Source organism: Erwinia aeris (genome assembly GCF_041224955.1).
Taxonomy (GTDB): Bacteria; Pseudomonadota; Gammaproteobacteria; order Enterobacterales; family Enterobacteriaceae; genus Erwinia; species Erwinia aeris.
Window position 1 is genome coordinate 51,681 of sequence record NZ_JBGFFX010000004.1, and the last position, 25,024, is coordinate 76,704.

Annotated in this window: 22 protein-coding genes; 13 read left to right on the forward strand and 9 right to left on the reverse strand. The window is 55.6% G+C overall.

Annotated elements, in window-relative coordinates; genetic code table 11:
- Positions 1-99 precede the first annotated feature (99 nt).
- Positions 100-1,413: an NCS2 family permease gene (locus AB6T85_RS08845; RefSeq protein WP_125289191.1), complete on the forward strand. Its 1,314-nt coding sequence runs from the start codon at positions 100-102 to the stop codon at positions 1,411-1,413.
- A gap of 37 nt (positions 1,414-1,450) precedes the next feature.
- Here the strand turns inward: AB6T85_RS08845 and AB6T85_RS08850 are convergent, their stop codons facing one another.
- Positions 1,451-2,182: a 4'-phosphopantetheinyl transferase family protein gene (locus AB6T85_RS08850; RefSeq protein WP_301251585.1), complete on the reverse strand. Its 732-nt coding sequence runs from the start codon at positions 2,180-2,182 to the stop codon at positions 1,451-1,453.
- A gap of 409 nt (positions 2,183-2,591) precedes the next feature.
- Between AB6T85_RS08850 and AB6T85_RS08855 the strand changes: the two genes are divergently transcribed.
- Positions 2,592-3,890, forward strand: a complete 1,299-nt coding sequence (locus AB6T85_RS08855; RefSeq protein WP_369895326.1) for an HlyD family secretion protein — start codon at positions 2,592-2,594, stop codon at positions 3,888-3,890.
- The gene (locus tag AB6T85_RS08860) at positions 3,871-5,967 is read left to right on the forward strand and encodes a peptidase domain-containing ABC transporter (protein ID WP_301730564.1); all 2,097 of its coding nucleotides are present in this window, start codon (positions 3,871-3,873) and stop codon (positions 5,965-5,967) included. Before AB6T85_RS08855 ends, AB6T85_RS08860 begins: the two co-directional genes overlap by 20 nt.
- 47 nt (positions 5,968-6,014) lie before the next feature.
- On the opposite strand, the gene AB6T85_RS08865 is transcribed toward AB6T85_RS08860, so the two are convergent.
- The 6 genes from AB6T85_RS08865 to rpmH all read right to left on the reverse strand — a co-directional run bounded on the left by AB6T85_RS08865 (position 6,015) and on the right by rpmH (position 10,823).
- Positions 6,015-6,593 carry a hypothetical protein gene (locus tag AB6T85_RS08865; protein ID WP_369895327.1) on the reverse strand — a complete coding sequence of 193 codons (579 nt, stop codon included), beginning with the start codon at positions 6,591-6,593 and terminating at the stop codon, positions 6,015-6,017.
- A 389-nt stretch (positions 6,594-6,982) separates the two neighbouring features.
- On the reverse strand, positions 6,983-8,347 hold the full coding sequence (gene mnmE / locus AB6T85_RS08870; protein ID WP_253456788.1) for a tRNA uridine-5-carboxymethylaminomethyl(34) synthesis GTPase MnmE: 1,365 nt from the start codon (positions 8,345-8,347) through the stop codon (positions 6,983-6,985).
- 91 nt (positions 8,348-8,438) lie between these two features.
- On the reverse strand, positions 8,439-10,082 hold the full coding sequence (yidC, locus tag AB6T85_RS08875; protein WP_125289196.1) for a membrane protein insertase YidC: 1,644 nt from the start codon (positions 10,080-10,082) through the stop codon (positions 8,439-8,441).
- Between the two features lie 11 nt (positions 10,083-10,093).
- Positions 10,094-10,342 (reverse strand): membrane protein insertion efficiency factor YidD, encoded by a 249-nt coding sequence (yidD, locus tag AB6T85_RS08880; protein WP_125289197.1) that lies wholly within the window; start codon positions 10,340-10,342, stop codon positions 10,094-10,096.
- Positions 10,306-10,665 carry a ribonuclease P protein component gene (gene rnpA / locus AB6T85_RS08885; RefSeq protein ID WP_125289198.1) on the reverse strand — a complete coding sequence of 120 codons (360 nt, stop codon included), beginning with the start codon at positions 10,663-10,665 and terminating at the stop codon, positions 10,306-10,308. Before rnpA ends, yidD begins: the two co-directional genes overlap by 37 nt.
- 17 nt (positions 10,666-10,682) lie before the next feature.
- Positions 10,683-10,823 (reverse strand): 50S ribosomal protein L34, encoded by a 141-nt coding sequence (gene rpmH, locus AB6T85_RS08890; protein ID WP_003849659.1) that lies wholly within the window; start codon positions 10,821-10,823, stop codon positions 10,683-10,685.
- Positions 10,824-11,426: 603 nt separating this feature from the next.
- Between rpmH and dnaA the strand changes: the two genes are divergently transcribed.
- From dnaA to AB6T85_RS08925, 7 genes are all read left to right on the forward strand, one after another.
- Positions 11,427-12,812 (forward strand): chromosomal replication initiator protein DnaA, encoded by a 1,386-nt coding sequence (gene dnaA / locus AB6T85_RS08895; protein ID WP_253456786.1) that lies wholly within the window; start codon positions 11,427-11,429, stop codon positions 12,810-12,812.
- A 4-nt stretch (positions 12,813-12,816) separates the two neighbouring features.
- A complete protein-coding gene (gene dnaN / locus AB6T85_RS08900) occupies positions 12,817-13,917 on the forward strand; it encodes a DNA polymerase III subunit beta (RefSeq protein ID WP_253456783.1) in 1,101 nt (366 codons plus the stop codon).
- 146 nt (positions 13,918-14,063) lie between these two features.
- Positions 14,064-15,149, forward strand: coding sequence for a DNA replication/repair protein RecF (gene recF, locus AB6T85_RS08905; RefSeq protein ID WP_253456780.1), 1,086 nt, complete (start codon positions 14,064-14,066; stop codon positions 15,147-15,149).
- A 17-nt stretch (positions 15,150-15,166) separates the two neighbouring features.
- Positions 15,167-17,575, forward strand: coding sequence for a DNA topoisomerase (ATP-hydrolyzing) subunit B (gene gyrB / locus AB6T85_RS08910; RefSeq protein WP_253456777.1), 2,409 nt, complete (start codon positions 15,167-15,169; stop codon positions 17,573-17,575).
- Positions 17,576-17,601: 26 nt separating this feature from the next.
- Entirely contained in the window at positions 17,602-17,886 is a 285-nt protein-coding gene (locus tag AB6T85_RS08915; protein WP_301251581.1) for a hypothetical protein, read from the forward strand.
- 43 nt (positions 17,887-17,929) lie between these two features.
- Complete coding sequence (gene yidA, locus AB6T85_RS08920) at positions 17,930-18,739, forward strand: sugar-phosphatase (protein ID WP_253456775.1); 810 nt, start codon at positions 17,930-17,932, stop codon at positions 18,737-18,739.
- 90 nt (positions 18,740-18,829) lie between these two features.
- Positions 18,830-20,104 (forward strand): YidR family protein, encoded by a 1,275-nt coding sequence (locus AB6T85_RS08925; RefSeq protein ID WP_301251614.1) that lies wholly within the window; start codon positions 18,830-18,832, stop codon positions 20,102-20,104.
- Here AB6T85_RS08925 and AB6T85_RS08930 read toward each other — a convergent pair.
- On the reverse strand, positions 20,076-20,453 hold the full coding sequence (locus tag AB6T85_RS08930) for a YceK/YidQ family lipoprotein (protein ID WP_301251579.1): 378 nt from the start codon (positions 20,451-20,453) through the stop codon (positions 20,076-20,078). The genes AB6T85_RS08925 and AB6T85_RS08930 overlap by 29 nt on opposite strands.
- Before the next feature lie 277 nt (positions 20,454-20,730).
- Here AB6T85_RS08930 and ibpA point away from each other — a divergent pair, with 277 nt between their 5' ends.
- Complete coding sequence (gene ibpA, locus AB6T85_RS08935) at positions 20,731-21,147, forward strand: small heat shock chaperone IbpA (protein ID WP_369895329.1); 417 nt, start codon at positions 20,731-20,733, stop codon at positions 21,145-21,147.
- Between the two features lie 50 nt (positions 21,148-21,197).
- On the opposite strand, the gene AB6T85_RS08940 is transcribed toward ibpA, so the two are convergent.
- Entirely contained in the window at positions 21,198-22,466 is a 1,269-nt protein-coding gene (locus tag AB6T85_RS08940; RefSeq protein ID WP_253456769.1) for a valine--pyruvate transaminase, read from the reverse strand.
- 347 nt (positions 22,467-22,813) lie between these two features.
- Here AB6T85_RS08940 and AB6T85_RS08945 point away from each other — a divergent pair, with 347 nt between their 5' ends.
- Together AB6T85_RS08945 and kduD are read left to right on the forward strand one after the other, a co-directional pair.
- Positions 22,814-24,019 carry an aldose 1-epimerase family protein gene (locus AB6T85_RS08945; RefSeq protein ID WP_301251576.1) on the forward strand — a complete coding sequence of 402 codons (1,206 nt, stop codon included), beginning with the start codon at positions 22,814-22,816 and terminating at the stop codon, positions 24,017-24,019.
- Positions 24,020-24,246: 227 nt separating this feature from the next.
- The gene (gene kduD / locus AB6T85_RS08950; RefSeq protein ID WP_253456763.1) at positions 24,247-25,008 is read left to right on the forward strand and encodes a 2-dehydro-3-deoxy-D-gluconate 5-dehydrogenase KduD; all 762 of its coding nucleotides are present in this window, start codon (positions 24,247-24,249) and stop codon (positions 25,006-25,008) included.
- The last annotated feature ends 16 nt before the right edge of the window (positions 25,009-25,024 follow it).

A 25,024-nucleotide genomic window follows, 5' to 3' on the forward strand; every position in this document is an offset into this window, starting at 1 on the left:
GGCGCAATCGGTTGCGAAAAAACTCTGGCGCCGTCTGGCAAATTAAAATTTATCGTTTAGGATAGCCGACGATAACTTTTCTCCGTTTTGGAATCTTATATGAACAACTCAGGTCTACTGCAGCGGATCTTCAAACTACAGGAACACGGCACGACGGTGCGTACGGAAGTGATTGCCGGTTTTACCACCTTCCTGACCATGGTCTATATCGTGTTCGTGAATCCGCAGATCCTCGGCGTGGCGGGCATGAATACCCAGGCGGTATTCGTGACGACCTGCCTGATCGCCGCCGGAGGCAGTATTCTGATGGGGCTGGTCGCCAACCTGCCGGTAGCGCTTGCGCCCGCAATGGGCCTGAACGCCTTTTTTGCTTTCGTGGTCGTCGGCGCGATGGGCGTCTCCTGGCAGACCGGCATGGGCGCCATCTTCTGGGGCGCCGTAGGGCTGCTGTTGCTGACCCTTTTCCGCATTCGCTACTGGATGATTTCCAATATCCCGGTCAGCCTGCGCGTGGGTATTACTGCCGGTATTGGCCTGTTTATCGCGATGATCGGCCTGAAAAACGCCGGGATCGTGGTGCCCAATAAAGAAACGCTGGTGGCGGTAGGCGATCTGACCTCCCACAGCGTCCTGCTGGGCGCGCTGGGCTTCTTTATTATTGCCGTGCTGGCTTCCCGCAATATTCATATTGCAGTGCTGGTTTCCATTGTGGTGACTACGCTGATCGGCCTGGCGCTGGGCGACGTGAAGTATGGCGGCGTGTTCTCTATGCCTACGGGCATTACGTCCATTCTGGGCGAAGTCGATCTGAAAGGGTCGCTGAACGTCGGCATGGCGGGGATCATCTTCTCCTTTATGCTGGTAAACCTGTTTGACTCTTCCGGCACGCTGATTGGCGTAACGGATAAAGCGGGCCTGACCGATGAAAAAGGCACGTTTCCGCGCATGAAGCAGGCGCTTTACGTCGACAGCATCAGTTCGGTAGCGGGCGCTTACATCGGTACTTCTTCCGTTACCGCCTATATCGAAAGCTCCTCCGGCGTTTCTATTGGCGGACGCACGGGCCTGGTGGCCGTGGTGACGGGCGTGCTGTTTCTACTGGTGATGTTCCTGTCGCCGCTGGCGGGCATGGTGCCGGCTTACGCTGCCGCAGGCGCACTGATCTACGTAGGCGTGCTGATGACCTCCAGCCTGGCGCGCGTCAAGTGGGACGACCTGACCGAAGCGGTGCCGGCCTTTGTTACCACCGTGATGATGCCGTTCAGTTTTTCTATTACCGAAGGGATTGCGCTGGGCTTTATTTCTTACTGCGTGATGAAGCTGGGCACGGGCCGCTGGCGTGAAATTTCGCCGTGCGTCATCGTCGTGGCGATCCTGTTTGTGTTAAAAATTGTCTTTATCGACGCGCACTAATCTGAACGGGCCGCTGGCCCGTTTTTTTTTGGCCGCGCTAAAGCGCGATTGCTTTTTCCGGCGGCAGGCTCACCAGCCGCAGCGCGCGCGGCCCCATCTTCTGTCCCGTGGCTGGAATATCCTGCAGGCCTTTCCAGCGCGCGTTGTCCACTTCCCACAGCGAGAGCCGCTCACAGCCCGATGAATGGGCGCAAGACCAGATAATCAGCGGCTCAACGTCGGAAAAGGCTTCTGTTTGCGGCTGCAACAGCGAGCGTAGGCGCCCGGACGCGGGATGCAGTCTCAGCGAATCTTTTTCCGGGTTATCGGACAGCTTTAGTATGCTTTGCCGCATCGTCCAGAGCTGGGTGGCCGCCTCATCGGGATCGGTCTGGGCCAGTATCCAGGCTTTTTCGGCCGGAGAAATTTCACGTGAATATCGCTCCAGCGTCTGGCGGCTGTGGGCGCGGACGATTTCCATATCCAGCCCGACGCTGCCGTCTTCTCCGGCCAGCAGTACGCCAACGATATTGCCTGCGTAGGCGATGCTGAAATCGGGCAGCTGCGGATCGGCAAAGTGGGGACGTCCGTTTGGTGAGAGCCGGATTTCAGGCAGCGGCGAAATGCCATAAAGGCGCAGCAGCATTTCCGCCAGCAGCATACGGGCCACCAGAAAGCGCGTCCGCCGTCTTTCCGGTAGGTTACTGGCGCTTTCTGTTATCTGTTGAGAAAGTTGGTGTACCGGGACGCGGGTATCCGTCAGGATCCAGCGTGCGAAATGGCTGGCCATCTGTCGCTCCGTGAAAATGGGTGAAAACGCGTTATTATTGTAAGAATTTTCTTAGCGCGTGACACGTAACTTTCCCGTTTTACCTCTAAATTAGGATTAATATTAACGAATGCGCGTGTGGTTCTCATCGTCAATATTCTTTTTACATGGCTTTTTAATATCTTCATTGTCTTATTTAAGTTTAATAATTTCCTGTAATGCCAATATATAATTGCTAAAGGGAGTGCAGAAGAATTCCAATAAATTAGTGTAGTAGAATTAAATATTGTTGTTATTTTCAATTTTAAATTGAAGTTGATTGTCGTACGGGAAATAGTGTACTTTCCTCTGCCAGGCACGGAAGGCCGGATTTTATTCACTTCATCAGTAAGTGCTAATAAATCTTTTATAATCAAACGCTAAGAATGTTATGGAAAACAAACCTTTATTTCGCATGGAAGCGGTGCAGCATCTGAAGACGAAATGGCTGGGTAAGGCGTTGTTAACCTCCGGCTATCCCGCCTGGGCCGTCGCTCTGGCGTCAATGCTGTTCTTTATTTTGCTGCTGATGTTTATTCTTTACGGCACCTTTACCCGCCGAATTAACGTCAACGGCGAGGTGATCTCGTTGCCGCACGCCATCACCATCCTTGCACCACAGCAAGGGTTTATTACCAAAACCTGGGCTGAAACCGGGCAGCGCGTAAAAAAGGGCGATCGGCTTTATCAAATCGACGTCAGCCGGATTACCTTGACCGGCAACGTCAGCGTCCGTTCGAGCGCTGCGATTAATCAACAGATTGCGCTATCGGAAACGATTATCGCCCGGCTTCAGAAAAACAAAGCGGCCACGCTGAAGAATTTGCAGCATCAGCTGGCGCAGTACCAGGCGGCGCATCAAAAATCGCAGACGCTGATTTTTGAAGCCGGAAACGGCCTGAGCGAAATGCGGAAAAGCATGACGAGTTACGGTGATTACTTACGTAAGGGTTTGATTAACAAAGAGCAGTTTGCCAATCAGCGCTATCTTTTTTATCAGCAGCAGAATGCCTGGCAGAGCCTGAATACGCAGGTTATTCAGGAAGCTTTGCAGATTAGCAGCCTGGAGAGCGAGCTGCTGACCAGGGGGATCGAATATGACAACCAGATTTCGCAATATCAGGCGCAGCGCAGCGATCTGATGCGCCAGCTGGCGGAGGTGGACGCCAGCGGCACGCTGTTTATTACCGCGCCGAGCGACGGCAAAATTGAAAATATGAGCGTGACGGAAGGGCAAATGGTCAGCCCTGGCGACAGCCTGGCCCAGCTGACGCCCGCCAGCAGCAACCGTTATTACCTGATGCTGTGGCTGCCCAACACCAGCATGCCCTATGTCCATCCTGGCGACGCCATCAACCTGCGTTATGAAGCGTTCCCCTTCGAGAAATATGGCCAGTTTCCGGGCCGCATCCTGTCCATTTCCAACGTGCCGGCTTCCTATCAGGAAATGGGCAAGTACAACACGCTTCCGCGCACCGACGGCGTCATCGAACCCTATTACAAGGTAATCGTGTCGCTTGAAGAGAGCCGCTTCAGCTATCAGGGCAAGCCCCTGGCGCTCTCCAGCGGCATGAAAGCGCAGGCCACGCTGTTTCTGGAAAAACGGCCTCTCTGGCAGTGGATGCTGTCGCCTTACTATGACCTCAAAAAAAGCATTAGCGGGCCTGTAAATGAACGATCCTCTGTTTGACACTCTCCTGCGTCGGCTGAATTTCAGCTTTCGGCGCAAAGTGCCGGTCGTGTTGCAAACCGAAGCGGCAGAATGCGGCCTGGCCTGTCTGGTCATGGCCTGCCGCTATCACGGCATGGATATTGACCTGTTTAATTTGCGCAGCCGATTTGGCATCTCTTCACATGGCGCTACGCTGGCCGTGCTGATCGACATCGGCAGGCAGCTGAAGCTGAAAACGCGACCGCTGGCGCTGGATCTGGACGAGCTGAAACAGCTGAAAACGCCCTGTCTGCTGCACTGGGATATGAGCCACTTCGTGGTGCTGGTTGCCGTTAAAGGCTCGCGCTTTATCCTGCACGATCCGGCCTTTGGCCGGCGTGTTGTCGGGCTGGCGGAAATGTCCCAGCACTTTTCCGGCGTGGCGCTGGAAGTTTGGCCAGACAGCGAGTTCTCCCGCATTAAACAACGCAGCAGCCTGAGCTTTACCACGATGATGAAAAACGTCAGCGGGCTGCCGGGCTTCCTGGCCAAAATCTTCTGCCTTTCGCTGGTGATAGAAGCGGTTAACCTGCTGATGCCGGTAGGCACGCAGCTGGTGATGGATCATGTGATTATCGCGGAAGACCACGATTTGCTGTCGCTGATCTGTATCGGGCTACTGGGCTTTATCCTGTTCCGCGCCTTCGTCAGTATGCTGCGCGCCTGGACATCGCTGGTGATGGGATCGCTGATCGACGTACAGTGGAAAGCGGGCATGTTCGATCATTTGCTTAATCTGCCGCTCAACTATTTTGAGAAGCGCAAGCTTGGCGATATTCAGTCCCGCTTTGGCTCGCTGGACGTGATCCGCAACACGTTAACCAGCAGCCTGGTGAACGGCATTATCGACTCGCTGATGTCGATTGGCGTGTTTATCATGATGTTCCTGTACGGCGGCTGGCTGGTATGGGTCGTGCTGGGCTTTACGGCGCTGTATATGCTGCTGCGCCTGGCGACCTGGCAGCGCTATCGGCAGGCGCAGGAAGAGCAGATTGTGAAGGGCGCGCGGGCCAGCTCGCATTTTATGGAAAGCCTTTACGGCATCGGCACGTTAAAAGCGTTGGGCATAACCGCCAAGCGAGCGCAGTTCTGGCTAAATCTGAATATCGACACCACCAACGCCAATATTCGCCTGACCCGACTCGATCTGCTGTTTGGCGGCGTAAACACGTTTATCAGCACCATCGACCAGGTTGTGATCCTGTGGCTTGGCGCCTCAATGGTGATCGATGGTCAAATGACGCTGGGTATGTTTGTCGCCTTCAACGCCTATCGCGGCCAGTTTTCCGACCGGGCCGCCAGCCTGATCAATATGGTGCTACAGCTGAAAATGCTGACGCTGCACAGCGACAGGGTAGCGGACATCGTCTTTACCGACGCCGAAGAAAGCCAGCCGGGCCGGGCGCTGGTCGCCTCGGGCGAACCGGCCAGCTTTGAGGCGCGCGGCGTCACCTATCAGTATGACAAACTGTCGAAACCGATTTTCAGCGGGCTGAATATCATCGTCGAGGCCGGCGAGAGCGTGGCGATTGTCGGGCCTTCCGGCATTGGCAAAACCACGCTGATGAAGGTCATGTCCGGCCTGCTGGCGCCTGCCGAGGGCGAAATCCTGATCAACGGCCTGAATATCAACAATATCGGGCTGAATAACTATCGGGAATGTATCGCCTGCGTATTGCAGGAAGACAAGCTGTTTGCCGGATCCATCGCTGAGAACATCGCCAGCTTTGACGGCGAGAAGGATATGGAGCGTATTATCCGCTGCGCCATGGACTGCAATATTCATGAGGAAATTAGCGCGATGCCGATGGGCTACGAGACGCTGATTAGCGAGCTGGGCGGCAGCCTGTCGGGCGGACAGAAGCAGCGCTTGCTGATTGCCCGAGCCTTATATCGACGGCCCAACATCCTGTTTCTGGATGAGGCGACCAGCCATCTGGATCTGGCTAACGAGGCGCATATCAATGCTTCCGTGGCGGCGCTGAAAATCACCCGGATCTTTATCGCGCACCGGCCTTCGACTATCGCCAGCGCGGACAGGGTGATTGAGCTGTAAGCTTTAGCAAAAAACGCCTGTAATTACAGGCGTTTTCTATGTTGCCCTTATTCTAAGGTAATCGCTTTTTTGATGTTATTGACCTGAAACTGCAAATCTGTGCCGGGGATTTTAGACCCGACAGCAAACGGATTAACATAGTTTCTCAACGCCGAATAGGGCGCTGTTGACATAGCGGTTCTGACAATTTTAAAGGGAACGGAAAGTTCAACCTCCGTATAGGTACCCACTGTGCCGCCGCTGGTATAGGCATAGGTAGAAACTTTTTTCCCCGTAGGGATATTAACGGGGGCTGCTCCCGGCTCGGTATCGCCGTAGCCAACATAAATGGTCAGCCCATACCCCAACTCGCCTGCAGCATTACGTTTGAAGTAGACTTCCGCGTCTTGCCCATACTGCTTAAGCTGATCTAACGCACAATTAAATTTTACGCCCATTTTTCCGCTATAGATTACGGTGTCGACAGGCGTATCTGCCGATAATTTCAAGCCTAATGTTTTTAAATTAAGCGCTGTTATCGTACTCGAATTTTTACAATTTAGCGTCGTGTCATCAGCTGCACAGGCCGTCATAGTAACAGAGCAAAAAAATAGTGCGGCCAGGCCATTAATGAAAGTTTTTTTCATGAGGATTGTCCTTAATATATCATATGGAAAATTTATCTTTATTTGTAAGGTGTTTTTAACTTATTCTTCCCTATAAAATACAGCCTCCTTTCTTTATAAGTATTCTATGTAATTCATTGTTTTTATTGTATAAATACAATAAAAATATTAATTTCTTTCTTTATGTTAATAAATTATCCCGGCGGTATCTCACCGCTTTGTCTGGCCTGAATGCATAAGTGAAGCTGATGCAATAATAATTACTTTAACGCTAAAAAATTGCGACATTCGTCTGAGTAATGGTAAAAAATTATTCTGTCTTAATGAGTGAAAGTAAAAAGATATAAGTTCATGTGGGAGTGAAATATAAATAAAAACGGTGCCCACAGCAGGAGCACCATTTTAAATGATTATTTACCAATACAAAAACTGGAGAAAATCCGTCCCAGCAGATCGTCGGAGGTGAACTCGCCGGTGATCTCGCTTAACGCCTGCTGCGCGACGCGCAGCTCTTCCGCCAGCAGCTCGCCCGCTTTGGCGCCCAGCAGCTGCTCTTTGCCCTGAAGTAAGTGAACGGCCGCTAACTCCAGCGCCTGAAGATGGCGACGGCGCGCCAGGAAGCCGCCTTCGGTATTGCCTGCAAAGCCCATCGTTTCCTTCAGATGCTCGCGTAGCACCTCAACGCCTTCACCCGTACGCGCGGAGAGACGAATAAGTGAGTGATCGTTTACTTGCGTCAGCCCCAGCGTTTCGCCTGTAACATCCGCTTTGTTGCGCACCACGGTAATTGGCAGGCTGGCGGGCAGACGGGCGATAAAGTCCGGCCAGATTTCCGCCGGTTCGGTCGCGCCGGTGGTGGTGCCGTCAACCATAAACAGCACGCGGTCGGCCTGCTCAATTTCATGCCAGGCGCGCTCAATACCGATCCTTTCTACCTCGTCACTGGCTTCGCGCAGCCCGGCGGTATCGATAATATGCAGCGGCATCCCGTCGATATGGATATGCTCACGCAGCACGTCACGCGTGGTACCGGCAATGTCGGTAACGATGGCCGCTTCACGGCCCGCCAGCGCGTTGAGCAGACTGGATTTCCCGGCGTTGGGGCGGCCTGCAATCACCACCTTCATGCCTTCGCGCAGCAGGCTGCCCTGACGCGCTTCGGCACGCACGCTGTCCAGATCGGCTATCACCTGATTCAGCTGGGCTTCGATTTTGCCGTCCGAGAGGAAATCAATCTCCTCGTCGGGAAAATCAATCGCCGCTTCCACGTAGATGCGCAGGTGAGTAAGTGCTTCCACCAGCGTATTGACGCGTAGCGAAAAAGCGCCCTGAAGCGAGTTCAGCGCCGAGCGTGCCGCCTGCTCCGAACTGGCGTCAATCAGATCGGCAATAGCCTCCGCCTGCGCCAGATCGAGCTTGTCGTTAAGGAAGGCGCGCTCGGAGAACTCGCCGGGACGAGCGATACGCACGCCGGGAATAGCCACAATGCGCTTCAGCAGCAGATCCAGAATTACCGGCCCGCCGTGGCCCTGCAGCTCCAGCACGTCTTCGCCGGTAAAGGAATTCGGGCCGGGGAACCAGAGCGCAATTCCCTGATCCAGCGTGGTGCTATCGGCGTCGCGGAAGGGCAGATAGTCGGCGTAGCGGGGCTTCGGCAGCTTGCCCAGCAGCGCCTGGGCCACCTCGGCGGCTTTGGGGCCGGAAACGCGCAGAATACCCACGCCACCGCGGCCTGGCGGCGTCGCCTGGGCGACGATAGTCTCGCTATGACTCATGTTCGACTCTCTTTTTAAGGCAAAAAAATAAGGCGGTCAGTTGACCGCCTTATGATAACCCTTGTCCGCGCCGTTGGCGACGGGATGTCGGTTAAGCTTTTTTCTTGTCGCGGCTGTGCAGACCGCGTTTTTCCAGCCCGCGGTAGATCAGCTGCTGCTGCAGAATGGTCACCAGGTTGCTGACGATGTAGTACAGCACCAGACCAGACGGGAACCACAGGAAGAACACGGTGAAGATAACCGGCATAAAGGTCATGATCTTCTGCTGCATCGGGTCGGTCACGGTGGTCGGCGACATCTTCTGAATGAAGAACATCGTCACGCCCATCAGGATCGGCAGGATGTAGTACGGGTCCTGAGCAGAAAGGTCATGGATCCACAGCGCGAACGGCGCATGACGCAGCTCGATAGAGCCCATCAGCATGTAGTACAGCGCAAGGAAGATCGGCATCTGGATAACCAGCGGCAGACAGCCGCCCAGCGGATTCACCTTCTCTGCTTTATACAGCGCCATCATTTCCTGGCTCATGCGCTGCTTGTCGTCGCCTAAGCGCTCGCGCATCGCCTGAATCTTCGGCTGCAGCATACGCATCTTAGCCATCGAGGTGTACTGCGCTTTGGTCAGCGGGTACATGATGCCGCGCACGATAAAGGTGATGACGATAATGGAGAAGCCCCAGTTACCGATAAAGCTGTGCAGGAACTTCAGCAGCTTAAACAGCGGCTGAGAGATAAACCACAGCCAGCCGTAGTCCACGGTCAGATCCAGGTGTGGGGCGATAGCCGCCATTTTATCCTGAATTTCCGGGCCAACCCACAGCGTGGCGTTGAGGTTCTGCTGCGCGCCTGCCGCAACGGAAACCGGCGTAGACTTGTAGCCTACCGCAGCGATGCCGTTACCCAGATTGCTGGTGTACAGCGTGTTGGCGCCGTTGGTGCGCGGCACCCAGGCGGTAGCGAAGTACTGCTGCAGCATCGCCACCCAACCGTTGTTGGTATTGACGCTCAGGTTTTCGTTATCGCTGATTTTATCGAACTTGTACTTCTCGTAGTTGGTCTCACTGCTGGAGTAAGCCGCGCCACGGAAGGTGTGCAACGCAAAGTTATTGCTGCCGGTATCGCGATGCTTAGGCAGATCGATAGTCTGCTTCAGCTGGCCGAACATCGCCACTTCCAGCGGCTGCTGGGTAGTGTTGTTGATCTGGTAATCGACGTCGATGGCAAACTCGCCGCGCTTCAGCACGAAGGTTTTGGTATAGGTCGCGCCGTTTTCCGCCGTAAAGGTCATTGGAATACGCAGCTCGCTCGCGCCGTCAGCCAGCTCAAAGCTGTCCTGGGTCGTGGTGTAAAGCGGGCGGGCGCCGTTGGCCGGGTTATCCGGGCCGTTGCGTCCGGTCAGGCCGCTTTGTGCCTGATAGAGAAAGCCTGGCGAGGTTTCCAGCAGCTGGAAAGGCTGTGAAGAACCCAGTTTGTCCGGGTAAGTCAGCAGCTGCGCCTGCTCAATATCGCCACCGCGAGTATTGATCTGTAAAGACAGGACGTCAGTCTTAACGGTGATCGTTTTGCCCTGGCCGCTGGCGGGTACACCCTGGTTTGCGGCATCACCGGCTGCTGTCGTGTTTTGCGTGGTCTGGGTTTGCTGCGGCTGCGGAGCATGGTCCGTCTGCCAGGTCTGCCAGATCATAAAAGACACGAACAGAAAAGCGATGAGAAAAAGATTGCGTTGCGAATCCATCGTTAATGTTCTCAGTTATCGTCGGTTTTTGGCGGCACCGGATCGTCACCACCCGGGTTCAAAGGGTGGCATTTTAATACGCGTTTCATCGTCAACCAACTGCCTTTTACCACACCAAACCTGCGCAATGCCTCAATACCGTATTGCGAACAGGTTGGGTGGAAACGACAGTGGGGTCCTAAAAGCGGGCTGATCGCGCGTTGATAAACGCGGATCAGCGCAATCAGGAGCCGCGAGCCAGGCGACAGTGACGACGCCACATCTTCTCCAACGCTTCCATCAGCGCACGGTTATCCAGATCGGCCACGCCTTTTTTCGCCACCACTACAAAATCCATAGCGGGCAGGTCGTGCTGACGCAGACGAAAGCTTTCGCGGGTCAATCGCTTGATCCGGTTGCGTTCATGTGCGCGCTTAACATGTTTTTTGGCGACGGTAAGACCGATGCGGGGATGCCCCAGCGAGTTAAGGCGGCCGAGGATGGTGATTTGCGGCGTACCGGCTCTTTGTGGCTGCTGGAAGACGAAAGTGAAATGAGTGGGAGTTAACAAACGTAACTCCCTGGGAAATGCGAGCTTAACCACTCAGCGGTTAGCTTTTATTACTTAGAAACGGTCAGACGTGAACGGCCTTTAGCACGACGACGTGCCAGAACCTGACGACCATTTTTTGTTGCCATACGAGCACGGAAACCATGTGAACGGTTGCGCTTCAGTACGGACGGTTGAAAAGTGCGTTTCATGGCGATTTCTACCTAAACTTGGAAAATTTCACTTAGTGACGCGCTTGAAAGGTCCGAAAACCAACCGACGCCTCAGTGTATCTTTAATAAAGAGGCGGGATTGTAATAATTGTACAGTCCGGAGTCAATTTACTTCGCTTTTAAAGGCGCGTCTGGATATCCCGTTCGACCGCAAAACCAGCCGGTACGGGCCAGAGCGCAACACGCCGGGGCACGAATTATACGGCCTCTGTCGTAAAGCGCAAGGATCGTTCAGGATCTTCCGCCGATCTTATTGCAAGCGCGTTGCGTAAATAACGTGACGGCGCCTTAAATTTTCATCTTATGCGCAGGATCCTGAATGTCTTTTGAGCGCGAACGAGTAAACTTGTCCCTGCGCGCTTTGCCCTGTGGATAAATTGGAACAAAACTGTGTAGAAAGTGAAGATCTCTGCTGCGCTTTGCGCTATGATCCGCCCTTCCGTTAGCGATCCTTCGGGTCAGTCAGCGGCGGAGAAACCGCGGACAGCGGTTCGTATGTGCGTCATCTGCATGCGTCAACAATGATGAATTTATCGCTTCAGCGCCTTTTTTCTTATCGAATATTTTCGAGTGGAGTCCGCCGTGTCACTTACGCTTTGGCAACAGTGTCTTGCCCGTTTGCAGGATGAACTACCTGCCACCGAATTCAGCATGTGGATACGTCCGCTCCAGGCTGAATTGAACGACAACACCCTGGCCCTGTATGCACCAAACCGCTTTGTGCTCGACTGGGTTCGTGACAAATACCTTAACAATATCAATGCGCTGCTTAATGACTTTTGCGGCGCCGATGTGCCGCTGCTGCGCTTTGAAGTCGGCAGCAAGCCGGTAACGCGTCCGGTCAGCCAGCCGGTGATGAGCAGCGCCAGCGCGCCGCCGCCGATGAACCGACCGGCACCGGTACGTCCAAGCTGGGACAGCATGCCTGCGCCTGCGGAACTGTCGTATCGTTCAAACGTGAACACCAAGCATAACTTCGATAACTTCGTTGAAGGTAAATCGAACCAGCTGGCGCGTGCGGCCGCTCGTCAGGTCGCCGACAACCCCGGCGGCGCCTATAACCCTCTGTTCCTCTATGGCGGCACTGGCCTGGGGAAAACTCACCTGCTGCATGCTGTGGGTAACGGCATTATGGCGCGCAAGCCCAACGCCAAAGTGGTCTATATGCACTCGGAACGTTTTGTGCAGGACATGGTGAAGGCGCTGCAAAACAACGCCATTGAAGAATTTAAGCGCTACTACCGTTCGGTAGACGCGCTGCTGATCGATGATATTCAGTTTTTCGCCAACAAGGAGCGCTCGCAGGAGGAGTTTTTCCACACCTTCAACGCGCTGCTGGAAGGCAATCAGCAGATCATCCTGACGTCGGATCGCTATCCTAAAGAGATCAACGGCGTCGAAGATCGTCTGAAATCCCGCTTTGGCTGGGGCCTGACGGTGGCGATCGAGCCGCCAGAGCTGGAAACCCGCGTGGCTATCCTGATGAAAAAGGCGGATGAAAACGATATTCGCCTGCCGGGCGAGGTCGCCTTCTTTATTGCCAAGCGCCTGCGGTCCAACGTGCGTGAGCTGGAAGGCGCGCTGAACCGCGTGATCGCCAACGCCAACTTTACCGGCCGCGCCATCACCATCGACTTTGTGCGTGAAGCGCTGCGCGATCTGCTGGCGCTGCAGGAAAAGCTGGTCACCATCGATAATATCCAGAAGACGGTGGCGGAATATTACAAGATTAAGGTAGCCGACCTGCTTTCCAAGCGGCGTTCGCGCTCCGTCGCGCGTCCTCGCCAGATGGCGATGGCGATGGCGAAAGAGCTGACCAACCACAGCTTGCCGGAAATCGGCGACGCTTTCGGGGGTCGTGACCATACTACGGTGCTGCACGCCTGTCGCAAGATCGAGCAGCTGCGTGAAGAGAGTCACGATATTAAAGAAGATTTCTCAAATCTAATCAGAACATTATCTTCCTGACGCTATGAAATTTATTGTTGAACGTGAGCAGTTACTTAAACCTTTACAGCAGGTCAGCAGCCCGCTGGGCGGCCGGCCGACGCTGCCGATCCTCGGCAACCTGCTTTTACAGGTTAACGACGGCAGCCTGCTGCTGACGGGAACGGACTTAGAGATGGAAATGGTGGCCCGCGTCGCGCTGACGCAGGATCACGAGCCGGGCGCGACCACCGTGCCCGCGCGTAAATTTTTCGATATCTGCCGCGGTCTGCCTGAAGGCGCAGAGATCACGGTGATCCTGGATGGCGAAAGAATGCTGGTGCGCTCCGGCCGCAGCCGCTTCTCGCTTTCCACGCTGCCGGCCAGCGACTTCCCGAACCTGGACGACTGGCAAAGCGAGGTGGAATTCACGCTGCCGCAGGCCACGATGAAGCGCCTGATCGAAGCCACCCAGTTTTCTATGGCCCATCAGGACGTACGCTACTACCTGAACGGGATGCTGTTTGAAACGGAAGGCGAAGAGCTGCGCACCGTCGCCACCGACGGCCACCGTCTGGCGGTTTGCTCGATGCCGGTAGGCCAGTCGCTGCCCAATCATTCGGTGATCGTGCCGCGTAAGGGCGTGATTGAGCTGGTGCGCCTGCTGGACGGCGGCGAGACGCCGTTACAGGTGCAGATCGGCAGCAACAATATTCGCGCGCACGTCGGCGACTTTATCTTCACCTCCAAGCTGGTGGATGGCCGCTTCCCGGACTATCGTCGCGTGCTGCCGAAAAACCCGGACAAAACGCTGGATGCCGGCTGCGATCTGCTGAAGCAGGCTTTTTCGCGCGCGGCAATCCTCTCTAACGAGAAGTTCCGTGGCGTTCGCCTGTATATCAGCGAAAATCAGCTGAAAATTACCGCCAACAACCCGGAACAGGAAGAAGCGGAAGAGATCCTGGACGTCACTTATGGCGGCACCGATCTCGAAATCGGCTTTAACGTCAGCTACGTGCTGGACGTGCTTAACGCGCTGAAGTGCGAAAACGTACGTCTGCTGCTGACCGACTCCGTTTCCAGCGTGCAGATTGAAGACGCGGCCAGCCAGTCGGCGGCCTATGTCGTCATGCCAATGCGTTTGTAGTAAAATTATCGGGCTGACTTGGTCCGGCGCCCGCCGCCCTCGCGTGCTTTCACGCGGCGGCGGCTCGCCCGCACCGTAACGCTCTGGCCTTGTATAACAGCACGTGCCGTTTTATCCGATCTACTGCCCGCGGAATGACTCCACTTATGGCTTTAACCCGCCTGCTTATCAAAGATTTTCGCAACATTGAAAATGCCGATCTGGCGCTGGCGCCCGGCTTCAACTTTCTGGTCGGCGCTAACGGCAGCGGCAAAACCAGCGTGCTGGAAGCTATCTATACGCTGGGCCACGGCCGCGCTTTCCGCAGTTTGCAGGCAGGCAGAGTGATCCGCCACGAGCAGGACGCTTTTATTCTGCACGGCCGCATTGAAGGGGCCGAGCGTGAAACCACCGTCGGCCTGACCAAAAATCGTGCGGGCGACAGCAAGGTGCGGGTTGACGGCACCGATGGTCATAAAGTGGCCGAGCTGGCGCAGATGCTGCCGATGCAGCTGATTACGCCGGAAGGCTTTACGCTGCTTAACGGCGGCCCGAAGTACCGGCGCGCCTATATCGACTGGGGTTGTTTTCATAACGAACCGGGCTTTTTCACCGCCTGGAGCAACCTGCGGCGGCTGCTGAAGCAGCGCAACGCGGCGCTGCGCCAGGTCACGCGCTACCAGCAGATCCGCGCCTGGGATCAGGAGCTGGCGCCGCTGGCGGAGCAGATAAGCCAGTGGCGCGCCGCCTACAGCGAAGCCATTGCTGAGGATATCACCGCCACCTGCGCGCAGTTTCTGCCTGAGTTTGCGCTGAATTTCTCTTTCCAGCGTGGCTGGGATAAAGAAACGGACTATCGCGATCTGCTGGAGCGTCAGTTTGAGCGCGATCGCGCCTTAACCTACACGGCCAGCGGCCCGCACAAAGCGGACTTCCGCATTCGCGCCGACGGCACGCCGGTGGAGGATCTGCTGTCGCGCGGCCAGTTAAAGCTGTTGATGTGCGCCCTGAGGCTGGCGCAGGGTGAGTTTCTCACCCGACAGAACGGGCGACGCTGCCTGTATCTGATAGATGATTTTGCCTCCGAGCTGGATGAGACGCGGCGCCACCTGTTGGCATCGCGCTTAAAGGCCACTCGGGCCCAGGTTTTTGTCAGCGCTATTAGTGCCGATCATGTGTTCGATATGGCTGACGAAAAGGGCAAGATGTTCCACGTGGAACAGGGTAAAATAGCGGTTCAACCTGAAGATTAAACGAGCGAGAAACGTTGATGTCGAATTCTTATGACTCCTCAAGTATCAAAGTTCTGAAAGGGCTGGATGCGGTACGCAAGCGCCCGGGTATGTATATCGGCGATACGGATGACGGCACCGGTCTGCACCATATGGTATTCGAGGTTGTGGACAACGCCATCGACGAAGCCCTCGCAGGTCACTGTAAAGACATTCTGGTCACCATCCATGCCGATAACTCCGTTTCCGTGCAGGATGACGGTCGTGGTATTCCAACCGGCATTCACGAAGAAGAAGGCGTTTCCGCTGCGGAAGTGATCATGACCGTGCTGCACGCAGGCGGTAAATTTGATGATAACTCCTATAAAGTGTCCGGCGGCCTGCATGGCGTAGGCGTGTCGGTGGTTAACGCCCTGTCTGAAAAGCTGGAGCTGACCATCCGTCGCGAAGGCAAAGTTCACCAGCAGATCTACGTTCACGGCGTGCCTCAGGCCCCACTGCAGGTAACCGGCGAAACCGACCTGACCGGGACGCGCGTGCGTTTCTGGCCAAGCCACGAAACCTTTACCAACGTCACCGATTTCGAGTACGAGATCCTGGCGAAGCGTCTGCGCGAGCTGTCGTTCCTTAACTCCGGCGTCTCTATCAAGCTGGAAGACAAGCGCGACGGCAAGAACGATCACTACCACTATGAAGGCGGCATCAAGGCGTTTGTGGAGTACCTGAACCGCAACAAAACGCCTATCCACCCTAACGCGTTCTATTTCTCTACCGAGAAAGACGGCATCGGCGTGGAAGTGGCGCTGCAGTGGAACGACGGCTTCCAGGAAAACATCTACTGCTTTACCAACAACATCCCACAGCGCGACGGCGGCACGCACCTGGCCGGCTTCCGCGCGGCGATGACGCGTACCCTGAACGCCTACATGGATAAAGAAGGCTACAGCAAAAAAGCCAAGGTCAGCGCCACCGGCGACGACGCGCGCGAAGGCCTGATTGCCGTGGTTTCCGTTAAGGTACCGGATCCGAAGTTCTCTTCGCAGACCAAGGACAAGCTGGTCTCTTCCGAGGTGAAATCAGCCGTTGAGCAGCAGATGAACGAGCTGCTGGCAGAGTACCTGCTGGAAAATCCGGGCGATGCCAAAATCGTCGTGGGTAAAATCATCGATGCAGCCCGCGCGCGTGAAGCAGCGCGTCGCGCTCGCGAAATGACCCGTCGTAAAGGCGCGCTGGATCTGGCCGGCCTGCCGGGCAAGCTGGCAGACTGCCAGGAGCGCGATCCGGCGCTGTCAGAAATCTATCTGGTGGAAGGGGACTCTGCGGGCGGCTCCGCCAAGCAGGGCCGTAACCGTAAAAACCAGGCTATCCTGCCGCTGAAGGGAAAAATCCTGAACGTGGAAAAAGCGCGCTTCGATAAGATGCTCGCTTCGCAGGAAGTGGCGACGCTGATCACCGCGCTGGGCTGCGGCATTGGCCGTGACGAATATAACCCGGACAAGCTGCGCTACCACAGCATCATCATCATGACCGATGCGGACGTGGATGGCTCGCACATCCGTACGCTGCTGCTGACCTTCTTCTATCGTCAGATGCCGGAAATTATCGAGCGCGGCCACGTGTATATCGCGCAGCCGCCGCTGTACAAGGTGAAAAAAGGCAAGCAGGAGCAGTACATCAAGGATGACGAGGCGATGGATCAGTATCAGATCGCCATCGCGCTGGACGGCGCGACGCTGCACACCAACGCCGATGCGCCTGCGCTGGGCGGCGAGCCGCTGGAAAACCTGGTGGCCGAGTTCAACAGCACCCGCAAGATGATCAAGCGTATGGAGCGCCGCTATCCGCTGGCGTTGCTGAACGCGCTGATCTATCACCCGACGCTGAGCGATATCTCCGCAGAGGCGCCGGTTCAGCAGTGGATCGACGAGCTGGTGACGCGCCTGAACGAGAACGAGCAGCACGGCAGCACCTATGCCAGCCATGTGCGCCAGAACCGCGAGCAGCATATCTTTGAACCGGTAGTGCGTATCCGTACGCACGGCGTTGATACTGATTATCCGCTGGACAGCGAATTTATCTCGGGCGGCGAATACCGCAAGATCTGTACGCTGGGCGAGAAGCTGCGCGGCCTGATTGAGGAAGATGCCTTTATCGAACGCGGCGAGCGTCGTCAGCCGATCGCTAACTTCGAGCAGGCGATGGACTGGCTGGTGAAAGAGTCGCGTCGCGGCCTGTCGGTACAGCGTTATAAAGGACTGGGCGAGATGAACCCGGAGCAGCTGTGGGAAACCACGATGGATCCGGACAGCCGCCGTATGCTGCGCGTTACGGTGAAGGATGCGATTGCCGCTGACCAGCTGTTCACCACGCTGATGGGCGATGCGGTGGAGCCGCGCCGCGCCTTTATCGAAGAGAACGCGCTGAAAGCCGCCAATATCGATATCTGATAAAGCAGGACGCAGGCCCTCCGGCCATGCAACAGCGTTTGAAAGGCAGATCGTTCGATCTGCCTTTTTTTTCAGCTTTTCTGCTGTGCCGGATCGCCAAACGCGCGCTGATAAAACTGACCATTATTTTCATTTCCGGCCTGCGCGCTTATGGGCAGGAGGGTTTTACTGCTACTTTTCAGGGCTTAGCTGACAAGCCCGTTTCCCGCTTTTTTCACCCAAAGGCCGTAAGCGCGAGCACATTTACCGGAAGATTTACCAAATCGAACTTAAAATTACCGGGCGTGATTCGTCTGGTCATGGCTGGCTGAATCGCGTTAGCATGAAAGAAACCGTGAAGCTCAAGAGGAAGTTATGGCGATAAAACTGATTGCGATTGATATAGACGGCACGCTGCTTAATCCTCAGCATGAGGTGACGCCTGGCGTTAAGCGGGCCATTCAGGCAGCCCGTGATAAAGGAATAGCGATTGTACTGGCGAGCGGCCGGCCGTTTATCGGCGTGGAGCGTTATCTGATGGAGCTGGATTTACAACGGGAAGGGCAGTATTGCATTACCAATAACGGCGCGCTGGTGCAGAAAGCGGAATCGGGCGAGTGCGTGGCGGAAGTTACGCTGAACTTTGACGACTACCTGTATGTGGAAAAGCTGGCGCGCGAGCTGGGCGTACATTTTCAGGCGCTGACGAAATCGCTGCTGTTTACGCCCAACAAGGACATCAGCGAATACACCGTCCACGAAGCTTCGCTGACCGGGATGCCGCTGCGCTACCGCGCGGTGGAAGAGATGGATAAAACCGCCACTTTCCCTAAAGTCATGATGATCGATACGCCAGAAACGCTGGATGAGGCCATTACCCGCATTCCGCAGGAAGCTTACGATCGCTATACCATTATGAAAAGCTCGCCTTATTTCCTGGAAATCCTTAATAAGAAAGTCGATAAGGGCGCGGGCGTCAAAGCGCTGGCCGAGCGTTTAGGGCTTTCCCGCGATGAAGTGATGGCTATCGGCGATCAGGAAAACGATCTGGCGATGTTGACCTTCGCCGGCACGGGCGTGGCGATGGGCAACGGTATCGACAAGGTAAAAAACATTGCGCAGTTCGTTACCAAAACCAATATGGAAGACGGCGTGGCGCACGCTATCGAAAAATTCGCGCTCTGACAGGGCGGCGGTATCACGCTTTAAGCGCCAGTACCGCAAAAGCGCGTAATGCATTACCCTTAGCAGCAAACCTCGCTAAGGGTAAGCATGATGACGGAAAAACAGCTCACTTTTGCTCAGCGCAATCACCAGCTCACCAATATCAACGTCTGGACGGCCGACAGCCACTGGCTGGTCTACGACGTTCGCAGCAATGCCTCCACCTTCAACAGCTTAACCGTCGAGCGCGTTAACCTCAGCGGCCAGACGGAAATCCTTTACCAGGCGCAGGCGGGCGCGCACGTTGGCGTGATCACCGTCAGCCCGGATTTGCCGCCGCGCTACGTTTGCATTCACGGCCCGGAACATCCTGACAGCCAGTGGCGCTATGACTTTCATCATCGTCGTGGCGTTATTATTCAGAACGGCCTGGTGGAAAATATGGACGCCTGCGATATTACGCCGCCCTTTACGCCCGGCGCGCTGCGCGGCGGCTCGCACGTACACGTGTTCAGCCCCGACGGCACCAGGCTGAGTTTTACCTATAACGATCATGTGATGCACGAGCTGGACGTGAAACAAGATTTGCGCAACGTCGGCGTGGCCGTGCCGCTACATGCGGTTTGTCCGCCGTTGCAGCATCCCCGAGAGTATGCAGGCAGCCATTTCTGCGTGCTGGTCAGCGCCACCACCGCCACGCCGACGCCCGGCAGCGATGAGATCAATCGAGCCTATGAAGAGGGTTGGATCGGCGAAGAGGGCTACCTGAAAAGCGACGGCCACCGGCAGCGTTGGGCGCTGGCGTTTATCGGCGATACGCTCAGCGAAAAAGGCGAGAAGGTACCGGAAGTGTTTATTGTCGATCTGCCGGAAAAGATGGCCGACTATGCGCTGGAAGGCGACGCTCCGCTGGCTGGCACCGCCGCCACGCTGCCCGCTCCGCCGCTGGGCGTCAGGCAGCGTCGGCTGACTTTTACGCACGATCGCCCCTTTCCGGGCCTGGCGACCTCGCCGCGTCACTGGCTGCGTAGCTCACCCGACGGTCGCGCCATCGCCTTTTTAATGAAGGACGACGAAGGCGTGGTGCAGCTGTGGACCATCGCGCCCGGCGGCGGCAAGCCTCGTCAGATCACCCACGCCGCCAGCGATATTCAGTCCGCCTTCAGCTGGCATCCCGACGGCAAGTCGGTGGCTTTTATTAACGATAACAGCGTGGTGTTATGCGATACGGGCAGCGGTAAAATGCGGAGGCTGACGGCCCGCACCGCCGAAGCGCCTTCGCCGGAAGCGGTCGTCTGCTCGCCGGACGGGCTTTATGTGGCCTATTTGCGTAACGTGGCGGGCTTTCAGCAGATTTTTATTGCTGATGTCGAGGCGACGTATTGATCACCAGCGGCGCGGCCTGCGAAAGGCTGTCGCTGGTATGATTCTGCTGCTCGCTGCGCAACACGCGTTCACGCGGTGAATCGCCGGTTTTATCGCGGCCTGAGCGGTAGTAGTCAAACGGCAGCAGCAGCGTATCCAGCACGGCGGAGAAAGGCAGGTCGATAGCCGCCAGCGGGCGCATGACCCAGCCGCTGTCGCTGTCGCTAACAATTTTTGCGCTGGCGCGCGTACCGGGATAATAGCCCTGATCGGGGCCGGAATGGGACATAAAGCTGGAGCAGCCACCCGTGCCGGCCAGTGACAGACAGGCCAGCAGGCCAGCGAAACGACTTTTTTTTAGTACCATCATATTCTTTATCCCTTCAGCAGCGGCAAAACCGCTCTGCTTATCATGATCAGCATGTGCCCGCTGCTTTAACGCTCCGATTAATCTCTTTCTGAGTGTATGACATTCGCACCGGATTGGCCGAAAAATTTCCTGAACGGGCCCTTGAAAGCGATCTTAATGTCACCATTTTATGTTCAGGGTCACAAAACGTATGCCGACAGGATACCGCTTGTAGCCCGACGATCTGTCCATAGTGGAAGGTCGCATTACACCCTCGCTGATAATCAGGAGCTATACCATGCGTAATTTCGATCTCGCCCCGCTGTACCGTTCTTCTATTGGTTTCGACCGTCTGATCAACCTGCTGGAATCCAACCAGGGTCAGAGCAACGGCGGCTACCCTCCTTATAACGTGGAGCTGGTGGCGGAAAACCAGTACCGAATCACCATTGCCGTGGCAGGGTTCGCGCAGAGCGAACTGGAGATCACCTCTCACGACAATATGCTGACCGTGCGCGGCGCCCATCCTGAAGAGCAGCAGGAAAAAACCTATCTCTATCAGGGTATTGCGGAACGCAACTTCGAGCGTAAATTCCAGCTGGCCGAGCACGTTAACGTGCGTGATGCACGCCTGGAAAACGGCCTGCTCTATATCGATCTGGAGCGCATCGTGCCGGAAGTCAACAAACCGCGCCGCATTGAAATTCTGAAATAAGACCGCGCGTAAAATTAAGGCCGCACTTTGTGCGGCCTTTTTCGTTTGCATCAGCAGAGGGCTCTGCCGCCCGATTCGCTGTGCGCCCGCTCAATCTCTTCCGCCAGAATGGCGATCCCTTTCTCAATTTTGTCGCTGTCCGGCACATAGTTCATGCGCATGCACTGGTGCGTGTGCGGCCATTCATGCTCCAGTCCCGGAAAGAAAAAGTGGCCCGGCACCATCAATACGCCGCGCGCTTTTAAACGCTGATAGAGGATTTCCGTAGAGATGGGCAGATCTTTAAACCAGAGCCAGAGGAAAATAGCGCCTTCCGGCTTGTGGATAAGGCAGCGTTCTTCGGGTAAATAGCGCCGGATAACGGCGATAGTCTGCTTAACCCTTTCCTGATAAAACGGCCTGATCACCTCTTCCGACAGGCGCAGCAAATCACCACGCTGGATCATCTCATGCGCGATGGCCGGGCCGATACTGCCCGGCGCCAGGCTGATAATGCCGTTCATATTGCCGATGGCGGTAATCACTTTTTCATCAGCAACAATGATGCCGCAGCGTGAGCCGGGCAGGCCCAGCTTGGAAAGGCTCATGCACAGAATAATATTCGGGTTCCACAGCGGGCGAACGTCGCTAAAGATGATGCCGGGAAAAGGCACGCCGTAGGCGTTATCAATCAGCAGCGGTACCTCATGCTGCTGCGCCAGCGCATCCAGCTTCATCAGCTCTTCGTCGGTAATCACGTTGCCGGTTGGATTGGTCGGCCGGGAAACGCAAATCAGCCCGGTATCTTCGGTAATATGCAGCTGCTCAAAATTAACGTGATATTTGAACTGGCCTTCAGGCAGCATTTCGATATCGGGACGGGCGGAAACAAACAGCTCTTCGTCCAGCCCGGCGTCAGCGTAACCCAGATATTCGGGAGCCAGTGGAAACAATACGCGCTTTTTGCGCCCGTCTGCGCGGCGGCCCGCGTAAAGATTAAACAAATAGAAAAAGGCGCTCTGGCTGCCGTTGGTCAGGGCGATATTCTGCGGCCCTACCTGCCAGCCCAGCTCGTCGCGCAGCAGCGTGGAAAGCGATTCCAGCAGCGTGCTTTTTCCTCTTGGGCCGTCGTAGTTGCAAAGCGCATCGGCCAGCTTGCCCTCGTCATGCATCTGCTGCAGCAGCTGCTGAAAATAGTCGTTCATCGCCGGGATCTGGGCCGGATTACCGCCGCCCAGCATCACCGAACCGGGCGTGCGCAGCCCTTCGCCCATATCTTCCATCAGGCGGGTGATCCCTGAGGCGCGTGTGAATTTGTTACCGAAAGCGGAAAAGCTCATAACGTATTAACTGCTTATCGTAGGCAAGTGAAAGCTAACCTTAACGCCACGCCAGGCGTGATGCAACGTCAGCGGGCAGCCGTGTCGGCCAGCAACAGCAGGCGGTGGTCAGGCAGGCAGCGAAGGTTAAAGGTGAATCGTTTCAACTGATTAGCTTTTTTTCGCCGTTAGCCCCGCCGCTTTTTTCCGTCAGCCGGCTATTTCAGTTAATAATTTGTGATGAACTGCACGACTTATTGATAAAAATTTCTTAAAAATCCGTGCGGTGACGCCAGTCACAGTCCTGATACCGCATGCTTTGTAGGCTGGCTGCTCTTCAGCTTAATCATTTCAGCAAGGACAACAAAATGCATAAGACTCTTCTGGCGGGCGCGGTGATAGCAATGTTCAGCGGGCAGGCGGCGGCGCAAAGCTGGGTGTTAACCGATACGCAGGGCACGGAAAAAGGCGACTGGCGGATCGACAGCAGACAGCTCAAGCTGAGCGGCGAACCCTTTACGCTGGAACAGCAGGTGCTGCACGGCGGCAAGCAGGAAGGCTCGAAGGTGCTGACGTTGACCAGCAAAAACGGCCTGACTATCGCGCTCAGCCCGACGCGCGGTATGGATCTGCTGCACGTTAACGGTCACGGCGTGCGGCTGGGCTGGGATTCGCCGGTTGATGAGGTGGTGAACCCGGCCTATATCAATCTGGAAAGCCGTAACGGCCTGGGCTGGCTGGAAGGATTTAACGAGATGATGGTGCGCTGCGGCTTTGAGTGGACCGGCCATCCGGTCACCAAAGACGGGCGTATTTACACGCTGCACGGTAAAGCGGGCAATACACCAGCGTCGAAAGTGGAAGTGATCGTGGATGACCAGGCGCCGCATGAAATCCGTATTCGCGGCCTGCTGAAAGAAAACACCTTTAAAAAAGCGCGTCTGGAAACCTGGACCGAGCTGCGCTACGTGCCGGGCGCGGACTCCTTTACCCTCCACGACGTGCTGACCAACCAGGCTGACTACCCGCACGACTATGAAATTATCTATCACAGCAACTTCAGCACGCCGATCCTGGAAGAAAACGCCCGTTTCCTGGCGCCGGTAAAATCCGTTTCGCCATTTAATGACTATGCGAAAAAAGGGCTGGAAAACTGGCAGACCTATGGCGCGCCAACCAAAGATTTCGATGAAATGGTGTTTAACCTGCAGCCCATTGCCGACAGCAATGGCAAAACCGTGGCGGCCGTGGTTAACAGCAAAGGCGACAAGGGCGCGGCTATCGAATTCGATACGCGGCAGCTGCCGGTGCTGACGATGTGGAAAAACACCGATACGCTGAAGCAGGGCTACGTGACGGGGATCGAGCCCGGCACCAACTATGCCTATCCGGTAACGATTGAAAAAGAGCAGGGCAGGGTTAAACAGCTGCAGCCGGGCCAGAGCGCGGAGTTTACGCTGACCTATTCGCTGCTGAAGGATGCCAGCGCGGTACAAAAAGTCGAAGAGCGTATCAAAACGCTTCAGGGCGAGACCAAAATCAACGTGGAGCAAACGCCGATAGCCGTAGAATAAGCCAGCCAGGGCGGACGCCGTTTCGCCCTTTAAAATGAAACATTGTTTTATTTTTTATAAATAGCGATTTCATTATCCCCCTTTTCCTGATTTCGATCACGGCGTGCGTGCTTTTCCCTCCGCTATAGTGTGCGCTCGAAAACCGGGCAGGGCTGCCCTGTCTCGGATAACAGGCCACTTTCCCGGCTTCTGACACGCAGTCCGCCCTCTGGCTTACAGGAGCAGTTATGATTTTGAATGCATTTGATTTAAAAGGCCGCGTGGCGATGGTCACGGGATGCGATACGGGACTGGGTCAGGGCATGGCGCTGGGGCTGGCGGAAGCGGGATGCGATATCGTTGGCGTGAATATTGTCGAGCCGAAAGAAACCATTGAGCGCGTCACCGCGCTGGGCCGCCGTTTTTTCAGCCTGACCGCCGATCTGGGCAAAACCGAATGTATTGAAGGCGTTGTGGCAAAAGCCGTGGCGGAATACGGCAAAATCGATATCCTGGTCAACAACGCCGGTATCATTCGTCGTGAAGATGCGATCGACTTCTCAGAAAAAGACTGGGACGACGTGATGAACCTGAATATTAAATCCGTGTTCTTTATGTCGCAGGCGGTAGCGCGTCAGTTTATCAAACAGGGCAAGGGCGGGAAAATCATCAATATTGCCTCCATGCTCTCTTTCCAGGGCGGCATTCGCGTGCCTTCTTATACGGCATCAAAAAGCGCCGTGATGGGCGTGACGCGTCTGTTGGCCAATGAATGGGCGAAGCACGGTATTAACGTTAATGCCATCGCGCCGGGCTATATGGCGACCAACAATACCGCACAGCTGCGTGCCGATGAAAAGCGCAACGCCGATATTCTGGAGCGTATCCCGGCAGGCCGTTGGGGACTGCCGGCCGATCTGATGGGGCCAGCGGTATTCCTGGCCTCTCCGGCTGCCGACTATATTAACGGCTACACCATTGCCGTAGACGGCGGCTGGCTGGCTCGTTAAAAGTGAAAACCGCCCC